This is a genomic window from Paenibacillus oryzae (genome assembly GCF_001675045.1).
In the GTDB taxonomy this organism is placed as follows: Bacteria; Bacillota; Bacilli; order Paenibacillales; family Paenibacillaceae; genus Pristimantibacillus; species Pristimantibacillus oryzae.
Map to the genome: position 1 here is coordinate 49,035 of NZ_LYPA01000024.1, position 12,068 is coordinate 61,102.

General features: G+C 49.3%; 8 protein-coding genes. All 8 read left to right on the plus strand.

Annotated features, from left to right (window positions below):
* Nucleotides 1–238: 238 nt before the first annotated feature.
* The 8 genes from A7K91_RS01505 to A7K91_RS01540 all read left to right on the plus strand — a co-directional run bounded on the left by A7K91_RS01505 (nt 239) and on the right by A7K91_RS01540 (nt 12,056).
* Entirely contained in the window at nt 239–1,894 is a 1,656-nt protein-coding gene (locus A7K91_RS01505) for an extracellular solute-binding protein (RefSeq protein WP_068678959.1), read from the plus strand.
* A 72-nt stretch (nt 1,895–1,966) separates the two neighbouring features.
* Nucleotides 1,967–2,869 (plus strand): ABC transporter permease, encoded by a 903-nt coding sequence (locus tag A7K91_RS01510; protein WP_068678961.1) that lies wholly within the window; start codon nt 1,967–1,969, stop codon nt 2,867–2,869.
* A gap of 12 nt (nt 2,870–2,881) precedes the next feature.
* Nucleotides 2,882–3,763, plus strand: a complete 882-nt coding sequence (locus A7K91_RS01515) for a carbohydrate ABC transporter permease (RefSeq protein WP_068678963.1) — start codon at nt 2,882–2,884, stop codon at nt 3,761–3,763.
* Nucleotides 3,764–3,776: 13 nt separating this feature from the next.
* Nucleotides 3,777–4,574, plus strand: a complete 798-nt coding sequence (locus A7K91_RS01520; protein WP_068678965.1) for an alpha/beta hydrolase — start codon at nt 3,777–3,779, stop codon at nt 4,572–4,574.
* Nucleotides 4,575–4,605: 31 nt separating this feature from the next.
* Entirely contained in the window at nt 4,606–5,376 is a 771-nt protein-coding gene (locus A7K91_RS01525) for an alpha/beta hydrolase (RefSeq protein ID WP_068678967.1), read from the plus strand.
* Entirely contained in the window at nt 5,373–6,551 is a 1,179-nt protein-coding gene (locus A7K91_RS01530) for an MFS transporter (protein WP_068678969.1), read from the plus strand. Before A7K91_RS01525 ends, A7K91_RS01530 begins: the two co-directional genes overlap by 4 nt.
* Before the next feature lie 22 nt (nt 6,552–6,573).
* A complete protein-coding gene (locus A7K91_RS01535) occupies nt 6,574–8,823 on the plus strand; it encodes an AraC family transcriptional regulator (RefSeq protein ID WP_068678971.1) in 2,250 nt (749 codons plus the stop codon).
* Nucleotides 8,824–9,629: 806 nt separating this feature from the next.
* Nucleotides 9,630–12,056, plus strand: a complete 2,427-nt coding sequence (locus tag A7K91_RS01540) for a glycoside hydrolase family 6 protein (protein ID WP_245697157.1) — start codon at nt 9,630–9,632, stop codon at nt 12,054–12,056.
* Nucleotides 12,057–12,068 lie beyond the last annotated feature (12 nt).

The window sequence follows — 12,068 nt, forward strand, 5'->3', positions numbered from 1 at the left end:
TGTTATTGTCAGTACTTTTACGAAAAAAACGTTCTACGCTACTAAAAAAATGATCATTGCCGCTATGGGCCGAATCGCTGAGAATCGTTGCTGTATAAGGGATTTCACGACTAGGTGTAAACGTTAAAAATGTGATATAACAAAGAAATACTGCGAATTTACTTGTCTATTCTGCATGGCCTACACTTAAGGCGCAGGATGTAATGACAAAAACATAACGAAAGCGGGGATCAGCAGCATGAACCAAAAGAATAAACGTATGACATGGAACAAACGCATGACATGGTCGACCATAGTCGTCGGCAGCTTATTAATGGCAACGCTTACAGGATGCTCGGGCAATTCATCTCAGCAGAAGGCGTCTCAGGAGGAGCTGCAGCAGCATCTTGAATCTCAGGAAGGCTCGACGTCGCTCCGTCGATTAGTTCCCGAGGGCAAAACCGTTACCTTGAAGGCCTGGCGGCCAACCCACTCCTCGATCGGCACGCTTATGGAAAGCTGGAATGACACGTTGTTCCAACGCTGGATGGAGGAGCAGACGGGTGTTCACATTGATTGGATTACTCCGGTTAGTGGAACCGAGGGAGACAATCTCGCAATGCTCATCAGCTCCGGCGAATATCCGGATTTGTTCTTTGATGCGGGACTGGTGTATCCGACGGGGGCTTATGGCTTGCTAAAGGATGGTGTGGTGATCGACGTCGCAAAGCATCTGGACAAGCTGCCTAACTATAAGACAGAGCTTGAGCGCAGCTCAGTCCGTCAGATCGAAAGCTATTCCGATGAAGGAGAGATGGCCTCCTTATCCAGCTTTACTCAAGACGATGTTCAGGATGCGACCTGGTACGGCATCTTGATGCGTAAGGACATGCTGGAAAAGGTTAATATGGAGGCTCCCCAGACGTATGACGAATGGTATGATGTGCTGACTGCTTTTAAGAAAGCCGGTCTTGAGAAGCCTTACCTGCTCAACAGCGACGGCTTCCCTAAGCTGAATATGTTTATTGGCGGTTTGGGATTTGGTTATATGAATTACGGCGGAAGCGTCCAGCCGTTCTATCAGGTTGACGGCAAGGTTCGTTATGCGCCGCTGGAGGAGGGGTTCAGGACGTACCTGGAGATGATGAACAAATGGTACTCCGAAGGGCTTATCGATCAGGACTTCCTGTCTCTCAATTCCATCAATGCCGAGTTTGCTGCTTATCCGGACCCGCGTACCGGCTCGATGGTTGCGCCGATTTCGGTTGTCAATGTCATCCGGGAGCTGACGCCTGACAAAAATGTGGATTATATTGCCGTTCCGCATCCGGTTGTCAATAAAGGCGACAAAATTCATGTCGGCACCGAATCCAGGCTGGTCCGTTCAGGGATGCAAATCAGCTCCAAGACAAAAAATCTGGACCTTGCGTTGCAATGGGCGGATTTGTTCTACTCGCCGGACGTCATTCACATAAGCAATTACGGGCCGGACGAGTCCTATTATGAGAAGCTTCCGGACGGGACATACCGGTTCAATGAGAAGGTTTACGCCAACGAAGACGGCTTTGCCGCGATTGATATGATTACGTCGATAGCGGATGCGCCGGCCGTTGTTGTCAGCAACCGCACAGTTACAGACCCGTGGCTGCTGGAGCAAGCCGAGCTCTATGATTCGATTAATGATAATGCTTATGTAATCAGCTCCTCCTTAACCTTAAACGATGAGGAATCCAAAACCTATAATTCCGTCATGACGAATATTATCGACTATGTCGAGGAAATGCAGATCAAATTTATTATGGGTATTGAGAAGTTCGATAAGTATGATGCTTTTGTAGAGAGAATTAGAAGCATGAATGTTGAAACAGCGATGGCGGTATACCAGAAGGCTCTGGATCGCTATAACTCACGATAGATTACCTGCTGCGGCGGGGCCGTCACAGATTAGACTTTGGCGGCCCTCCCCCCTGATAAGGAGTGCGATTACATGAGAGCCTTATATATAAATTACAAGCGGCATAAGATGGTTTATTGGATGACGCTCCCAGTTATTTTGTACTTTGTCGTGTTTCATTATCTTCCAATGGCCGGCGTCATTATGGCTTTCCAGAATTTTTCACCCAAAACCGGTATTTTCGGCAGTGAGTGGGTCGGTTTTCAAAACTTTATTGACTTCTTTAATAGTCCGAATTTCATTCGGGTATTGAAAAATACGCTGGCCTTGAGTCTGCTGGATTTGCTTTTTGGTTTCCCGGCGCCGATTATTCTGGCATTGCTGCTTAACGAAATTCGAGCCCGGCTGTTCAAAAGGACGGTACAAACGATCAGCTATTTGCCTTATTTCCTTTCCACCGCTATTATAGCCGGTCTGATTCATGATTTTACATCCTCCACCGGTCCAATAACAACAATGATCGCTCCGCTGCTTGGGAAAACAGCGAATTTACTTAGCTTGCCGGAGATGTTCCGGACCATATTTGTCACTACGAATATCTGGCAGTTTATGGGTTATAACAGCATTATCTATCTGGCGGCTTTGTCGCGTGTTGATTCAGAGCAATACGAAGCGGCCAAAATCGATGGAGCGGGGCATTGGAAGCAGTGTATCCATGTCACGATACCGGGTATCTCGTCAACAATTATTATTATGCTCATTCTGAATCTCGGACAGATGCTTAACGTCAACTTCGAGAAGGTGCTGCTGCTCTATAACAGCGCTATCTATGAGACGGCCGATGTTATATCCACTTATATTTATAGGCAAGGTATCTTGAGCCATAATTACGGATACAGCACCGCAGTAGGTTTATTCAACTCTGTGATCGGGCTTTTATTGATCGTCAGCGCCAATTATGTGAGCAAAAAATATTCGGAGACGAGACTGTTTTAGGAGGGGGAAAGTATGGCATCTGATCGCAATATGGGCAGACGACTGTTTCTGATCTGCAATTATATACTCTTAGGGCTGATCACCTTGATCTGCCTGATGCCCATGTGGCATACGCTGGCTGCGTCGCTCTCCTCGCCCGTTGAGCTGAACGCCAACAAGGGCTTAATGTTTTTTCCGGTAGGAGAGATTACCTTCAAGGGGTACGAGATTGTTTTTGCCAACCCCTCGATCTGGAAAAGTTATCTGAATACGTTGATATACGTTGTTGGCGGGACTGTATTAGGTATTTCGATGACCGCCTTGGGTGCTTTTACGCTCTCGCGCAGTTATTTTATGCCGGCCAATACGCTGATGCTGCTCATCGTGTTCACCATGCTGTTTAATGGCGGGATGATCCCTAACTATGTGCTGATTCTCAAGCTTGGATTGTTCAATAGCGCTTGGGCTCTGCTTCTGCCGGCGGCTATTAATGTATTTCATCTTATTATTTTGCGCGCGGCGTTCCAAGGTGTTCCAGCGGCGCTGGAGGAGTCGGCCAAGCTGGACGGGGCCAATGAGATGCAGATTTTTCTGCGGATCATTCTGCCCGTGTCGAAGGCATCGATTGCTGTTATCGTATTGTTCATTGCTGTCATGCACTGGAATTCCTGGTTCCCTGCTTCGCTATATCTCACGGATCGGGCCAAATATCCGCTGCAGATTATATTGCGGGAGATTCTTATCGAAGGCAACACAAATATGACCTCCGGCGGCGCAAACGCTGCGATAAGCATCTATAAATCGTTAATTAAGTATTGTACGGTTATGGTGAGTACCTTGCCGATATTGTGCGTGTATCCGTTTATTCAGAAGTATTTTGCAAAAGGCGTCATGATTGGCGCAATCAAAGGATAGGAGGTTGTTGCTCATGGCATTGGTTACAATGTTCACCTATTCCAAGGTGTTGAATTTGCAAACCCGATTGGTCGTTATCATGCCGGATAAGGCTGTTGAGCCCGTTCCGGTTCTGTACCTGCTGCATGGCGGCAGCGGCAACAGCATGACCTGGCTTAGTCAGACGGGGATTGAGCGTTATGCACAAGAGAAAGGCATCGCGGTCGTTATGCCTGCTGCCGGTCCGAGCCGGTGGCTGAACATGACGCTGGGCCCGAATTACGGCGATTATATCGTGGAGGAGCTGCCAAAGACGATCCGCCGCTTCTTTCCGCAAACGTCGCTTAAGCAAGAGCATACCTTCATCGGAGGCCTTTCGATGGGAGGCGGCGGCGCACTGGAGCTGGCGATGATGTACCCCGAGCATTATGCGGCGGCTTGTATTCTGTCGACTAGCTCGGTCATCCCCCTGGAGCATCTTCGTACCATATCGGGCTATCCGCCTCCGCCCGGCGGAGAAGGCGCGCCGAGCTTGCCACAAATTCATCTTGGCGTCGATGATCCTGATGAGCTGGAGGGGACGAAATACGATGTGCTGCATCAATCCATTCAGAATATCAAAGAGGGGAAAAAGCTGCCGCGTATTTTTCATGCGGTTGGTACGGAGGATCATGCATTTGAAGTAGGCCTTGCTTTGCGGCAGCATTTTATGGGCATCAAAAACAATCCCTACCGCTATGAATTTTACACTGAACAGGCGGGTCATACATGGCCCTTCTGGGATAAGTGGATACAGGTTTTTCTGAACTCTCTATCATTCCATACCAACTAAATTCCATACCAACTAAAGAGGTGATCGGAATATGGCTTTTATGCAATTGGATCTTTATTCACGTATGCTGACGCGCCAGACGGAAATAGCTGTGGTCATACCGGAGCGCGGTGAACCGTCCGCGGCATATCCCGTCCTTTGGCTGCTTCACGGGGCATGCGACAATCATAGCGGCTGGTGGAGAAATACGGCCGTTGAATTGTACGCGGAGGAGTACGGTATCGCCGTCGTGATGCCAACCGCTGATCTTAGCTTCTACGCGAATGGTCCGCTGGGCCGTTATTATGATCATATTGCCTTCGAGCTGCCGGAGCTTCTTGGCGGGATGTTCCCATTGAGCACGGCGCCCAAGGATCAGGTTGTGGCCGGATTATCGATGGGCGGACATGGCGCCTATAAATTCGGCTTTACTAACCCTGAGCGATATGCCGGTATGGCGGTGCTGTCGGCCGGCAACTTCCTTGATCTAGGCAATCCTCCGCCGGGCGGTTTTCAGGAGGACGTGCACAGGAAGCTGTTTCGGACCACAATTGCCGAGGAGCTCAGGGGCACGGAGCATGATATTTCCCATCTGGCCTCGTTGGCAGCACGCAAAGGCGTCCCGCTGCCCAAGCTGTTTGCCAGCTGCGGGACCGAGGATCTGGCCATTGAAAGCGCACGAAACACATACAGGTATATTACGGAAGAGCTTGGTGTGGAGGGGATGTGGCAGGAGGGGGCGGGAGGACATGACTGGACGTTTTGGGGCCGGATGCTGCCCGAAGTAATGAACTGGTGCAGGACTTCTGTCTACCGGCCATGACGCGAATCTGGAATCGGCAGTATACCGCTATCTTTTTGTTGAATGCCATACTTAATATTAGCTTTTACATGATTTCGACGACTTTATCTGTTCATCTGACCGATAGAGGCATGACCGTTGCGACCGCAGGCGCCGTTATTGGAGCGATGCCGATGGCGGCGATGCTGATTCGCCCCTTCAGCGGCTGGATTTGCGACCGTTTCAGCAAAAAGAGGCTGATGCTTATCTTTCTGATGCTAAATGGCCTGTGTATTGCGGCTTACGGCATCGCAGCTTCTGACGCGGCTTATTTGATGGCAAGATTGCTGCACGGCGTTTCATTCAGCATAACGACCACGGTTACGATGGCGCTCATTGCTTCTTACATTCCGAAGGAACGAATGGGGGAAGGCTTGGGCTACTTCGGGGTGGGCCAGACACTGGCAATGGCAGTCGGGCCCGGAGCGGGCCTGGCGCTGGCTCATTACTTCAATACCCAGGCGATGTTCTTTTTTGCCTCGTTCTGTGTTATAGTTTCAATGATTTCATTGCTATTCCTTCAAGATTCGGGAGGGGAGCGAAGCCCCGAACAGCGCAAAGCGCTGCCCTTAAGCTGGAGCGCTATCTTTGTCAAACAAGCCTTGCTGTTCAGTGTCATCTCGTTTGCTCTATCCTCGGTTAATGCAATAGAGACAAGCTTTATTGCTTTGTATGGCCTTGAGCTGGGTATGCCGAACGCCGGCTGGTATTTTACGTTAAGCGCCGCAGTTCTGCTCCTCTCCCGCCTGTTTTGCGGGAAGCTGGTAGACCGAAAGGGCTTTTCGTTTGTTTTGTATCCCGGCTTGATTTGCGTCGCATTAGCGTTATGGCTGCTGAGCGGGGCAAGCGCTTTCAATCCGGTTGCGATATTTGCTATTGCGGCTGTGCTCAAGGCGCTTGGAGTTGGAGCCGTTCAGCCTGCGCTGCAGGCTTCTGTTATGAATGCCGTTTCTCCCGAGCGCAGGGGTGCGGCAACCAGCACCTTCTACATCGGGGCGGATCTGGGGCAGGCTTCAGCGCCGGTAATCGCCGGCGAGGTCATAGATAGCAGCGGATACCCGTCGATGTTCAGAGTGTTTATACTGCCTCTCGCGGCGGTCCTGATAGGGTACGGCTTTTTTATGCGGATACGCAAGAGTAGAATGACATCAAGATGATGGCGAAGGGGCGAATGGCCAGATGAATTTTCTGCGTAAAAATCTGTTTTTCGCTGAGCATACGTTTCGCAAATGGTTTATAAGCTCCATGTGCGTCATCTTGATTTTTATCGTTATTGGTCTTCTTTTGTACATGATTGCTTTATATACAACCGAAAAAGCGGTAGTCATGGCGCAAAGGCAAGCGGCGGAGCAAACGAAAAGCTTGATTGATCTGAAGCTGCTGGATATCAAAAAGGATGTTTCGGCGCTCGCATTTAATGACCGCCTGCTCTCCGCCTCCTTTATTACAAGGCCGCTCGACAACGCGGATTATTATAATCTGCACCAGGCTCGCGAGGAGCTGCGCGGCATCTATTTATATGGCAATGTTCGCGACAGCTTTGTTTATTTTGCCGGCTCCGACAGCTTTATAAGCGCGTACCAGCTGAAAGCCGATGAATCGGATAGCTTCACGGAAAGCCAATTCGGCATGAAGCGCAAGGAATGGGCTCATTATGCGCAGCGGCAGACCAGCAGCGCGTTTGTTGTCATGCAGGATACGCTGTACTTCTTAAGTCCGCTGAGCCGAAATGGCCAGCGCGAGGCGGCAAGCCTCGCTATCGTTGAGCTGGAGCCCGACGACCTTGGCGAGCTGCTGTTTAGCATGCCTGCTTCCCTGGATAGCTACAGCTATATTATCGCAGACAACGGGGAGGTCATTGCTTCCACAGGAAACTTGCCAGCGACAGTGCTTTACGGCTATGGCGAATTGAAGTCCGGCGAAAACTATATCGACAAAAACGTAGTCACCAGCCAAAGCATGACGCAAGCCAATTGGGAGTATATCTCGGTTGCTCCGGTCAACCAGTATTTGAAGGAAGTGTATGATCTTCGCCTTGTCTTGTACGGATATATCGGCATCAGCTTTATTCTGGCGGCCTGCATCGTGTATTTTGAGACGCGACGGCGCTACCGGCCCGTGCTGACGCTGAGCCGGAATGTCGCCATTCGTCATGATCGGGATATTTTCGAAAACCTGCAGGACACGATACAGACCATCGTTGCCAACAATACCAGGTTAACGTCCCTGATACAGCAAGACCAGAAGGCCTTGCTCAAGCAGCAGTTTACCGAGATGATCCGTGAGCACGCTAAACCCGACAAGGACCAGTCTTTGTTTCGGAATAACTTTGGCTTGTCCTTCAATCAAGGGATGGTTTGTATCATTCATGTGGAGCAAATAGGAAAAAAGCTGGGCAATCTATCGTCACAAGAGCAGGAAAATATCATTCTGCTATGCCTCAATAACATCGGCATGGAGCTGCTCGGCGCTCAATATGCTTGTTACTTCTGGAAGGACGTAGACATGACGGGCGTGGTCTGGTCCGACAAAATAGACGAAGCAACAACGGCTCTGTATATAACGACGATTCTGGAGCAGATTCGAACCAGCATTAAGCGATATTTCGATGTTGACCTTCAATTTGCACTTAGTAAGCTTTGTGATGCCACATCTACATTGGCTTCCTCCTACCTTCAGGCGCGGGAATCGCTGGATTATGCAAGAATGACCGGCAAGTCGGGAATGATTCCTTTTGATGAAAGCTATACTAAGCTGCCTCCGGCATGGCACCACATGGATATCATCCGGGCCGAACAGGACTTTATGTCGTACATGATGGAACGGAACTTTGAGATGGCCAAGGCGAAGCTGGAGGTCATTACCGGTTATTACGAATATACGGATGGAGCCTCGATTCAGCTATTGCAGTGCAGGATGTTTGGACTGATCAATTTGGTGCTTAATGCCATCGAGATCAAAAAAACGCCGTTGGAGGAGCATTTCTACATGGATATGAATCCGGTACAGCGTCTTCTCGGCGCTTCGACCATTCATAGTCTGAAAGTTGAAATCATGCAAATTATTGAGGCAATGATTACGCATTATGATGAGAAGCAGCAATCGACGGAGCAGAAAATCGAAATCATCGACCGTTATATCGAGCTTCATTATGCCAATCCTTCTCTTAGTGTGCAGCAGCTGGCCGATTATGTACATCTCTCGAACTCCTATTTGTCGCAGGTATACAAGCAATATAGAGGAACGGGAGTTTTGGAGGTTATTAATACCCGCCGGATTGAACGTGTCAAGGAATTGCTGCGGGAGGAAAGCGACATGACGCTGGCGCAGATTGCAGAAAAGGCAGGGTACACCAATCTTCAGACGATGATGAGGGTGTTTAAAAAGCTGGAGAATAAAACGCCCGGCCAATATCGGACAAAGCAGTAATTCCAACGCCGGCAGAAGCAATTTTGTAAAATGACCCCGATTTCCAGCTTTTACAGTGGAGATTGGGGTTTATTTTTTAATTTTGTTGGGTACAGGAAGTCGCAGCTCAAAATTTTTGCAAGGGGTATTGCAACTGTTTGCCCTGGCGGGGTGTTTTAGTAAAACAAGTATCTTGTTATGAAAGGGGTAATTAACTCTAAAGTTAATTATTTTTAACTATATAGATAACTGAAATAATGGAATTAAAATATAATTAGTAATTTTCATTATGAAATGTTGCTGCTAATTTATTTATAGCATTTAATAATGACTAGGAAACAAAATCAAGATGATAGGGATCGAATTTGATTTAAAGCCTTTATTTTGGTATTAAATTAAAATATTTTTATTTAATCCAATTTACAGTAGTCAATTCATGCAGTATAATGTACTCGAAAGGAGGTGAACAAGGGATGTAGGCTTTATATCGAGGCTGGCCAGTTTTTATTATTTATAAAGTAAGCGCTTCCTCGACCATAGCTCAAAAGGTATATCCTCAGCTTTTGCACCTGATGAACGCCCTCATTTTAACCACAAGCTGTACCCCTCACCAAGGAAATTCATCGATTCGCATATTCAGTCACCCAATTCTTTTGTGTTTGAAGCTTTGTCTGTTAGTTGTTCGTTTCACTTTGCAAGCGCATTCACGCGGCCTGGAGGTGAACATTTACAGCTCATACTTACGTTCTCTAGGGCGCATACGCATGATGCCGGCACAGAGGATCTATTTGAGTACCCAAAAAACTAACCAAAGGAAAGGTGGATTTATGAAGACGAATCCAAAAATTAAATCTAAAGTTGGAAAGCCTTTTAGTAAAGGCTTAAAGCAAATGCTTGCAGCCACGGTGCTTGCGAGCGGGCTTTTCACCGGCATGGCTCCTGCGCCAGTCAAAGCTGCGGAAGCGCATCAGGATAATCCGTTTCTCGGGGCTACTGCGTATTTGAACCAGGATTATTCTGCTCTTGTCGATACATCTATCGCTTTGACCAATGATGCGTCGTTAAAAGCGAAGATGGAGACGGTGAAATCTTATCCAACAGCCGTCTGGATTGACCGGATGGCGGCGATTTATGGTGGGGCGAACAATGGCGGGCGAAAAAGCGTTGAGGAGCATCTGGATGCCGCTCTGGATCAAAAAATAGCGGGTACTCCAATTACCGCTTCATTCGTCATTTACAATCTGCCTGGTCGGGATTGCCATGCTCTGGCTTCCAACGGTGAGCTGCCGTTGACGCAGGCTGCATTGCAGACATACAAAACGGACTATATTGATGTTATTGCCGACATTTTTGCCAAGCCTAAATACCAGGATATTCGCATTATTGCCGTTATCGAGCCGGATAGCCTGCCGAATCTGGTCACCAATCTTACTACACCTGCATGTGCTCAAGCCAGCTCGACAGGCATTTACGAAGCTGGCGTGACATACGCGTTGGACAAGCTGCATGCCATTCCCAATGTGTACAACTACCTCGATATCGGCCACTCCGGCTGGCTCGGATGGGATAACAACCGGACGGGTGCAATCTCCGTCTACACTAGTGTCGCCCAAGGAACAATTGCAGGTCTGAGCAGCGTAGACGGCTTTGTTACCAATACGGCGAATACGACGCCGCTTAATGAACCAAATCTGTCCAATCCCGATTTAAATATCGGCGGACAACCGATCAGGTCGGCCAGCTTTTATGAGTGGAATCCATATTTTGGCGAAATTGATTTTACCTCCGCATTGTATAGCGATTTTGTTCAAGCAGGCTGGCCAACCAGCTTAGGCTTCCTGATTGATACAAGCCGGAATGGCTGGGGCGGCCCCAACCGTCCGACCTTGGCTACGGGCAGCAATATTAACAGCTACGTAGATTCCGGGCGCGTTGACCGCCGCTATCATCGGGGGAACTGGTGCAACAGCAGCGGATCGGGTATAGGCGAAGCGCCTAAGGCGGCCCCTGGACCGGCTCATCTGGATGCTTATGTCTGGGTCAAGCCTCCGGGTGAATCCGACGGTTCAAGCTCGGAAATTCCGAACAATGAAGGCAAAGGCTTCGACCGGATGTGTGATCCAACCTTCATCACACGTGATGGCGTATTGACGGGGGCGCTTCCTAACGCTCCGGTATCCGGTCACTGGTTCCACGATCAATTTGTTATGCTAGTGCAAAATTCATTCCCTGTTCTGCCGTCCACTGGCGGCGGACCGACGGTGCCAGGGGCCCCGACGGCACTGACTGCAACAGCAGGCAATGCACAGGTATCGCTAAGCTGGACGGCTCCCGCAGGAGCAACGAGCTATAATGTGAAGCGGTCGCTTAGCGCGGCAGGGCCTTTTACAACCGTTGCCCCTAACGTGACTGGCACATCGTATATCAATACGGGTCTGACCAACGGTACGACCTATTATTATGTCGTTAGTGCCGTGAATGCTGCGGGTGAAGGAGTCAATTCGACTGTAGCAAGCGCGACGCCAGCAGCTGTGGCCACTGCGCCTGCCGCGCCAACCGCATTGACGGCTACGGCAGGTGATGCACAAATCAGCTTGTCCTGGACGGCATCTGCGGGTGCAACCAGCTACAATGTGAAACGCTCGCTGAGCGCATCCGGCCCTTTCACTACCGTTGCCTCTAATGTAATCGGAACCTCGTATATCAATACGGGTCTGACCAACGGCACAACCTATCACTATGTGGTAAGCGCTGTGAATGCTGTCGGGGAAAGCGCCAATTCGGCTGCTGCTTCCGCAACTCCGCAAGGCGTTGTTACACCAGCTGGCAATCTGGTCCTGCAATATCGGGCGGGAGATACCAATGCGACAGACAATCAGATCAAGCCCTTTTTCAATATTAAAAATAACGGCACCACAGCTGTAAATCTAAGCGATCTGAAAATCCGTTATTACTTCTCTAAGGAAGGCACCGCAGCTATGGACTCGGCTATTGACTGGGCTCAAATTGGCGGAGCAAACATCCAGCGTACCTTCACGGATACGTATGTTGAGCTCAGCTTTACAGCCGGAGCCGGTGCAATTCAGGCAGGCGGGCAAACCGGGGATATCCAGCTTCGTATGTACAAAACGGACTGGTCCAACTTTGACGAAACCAATGATTATTCCTACGATCCAACCAAAACCTCCTATCAGGACTGGGACAAGGTGACCCTCTATGAAGGCGGCGTCCTGGTGTGGGGAATCGAGCCGTAGAGCTAGTTCCGG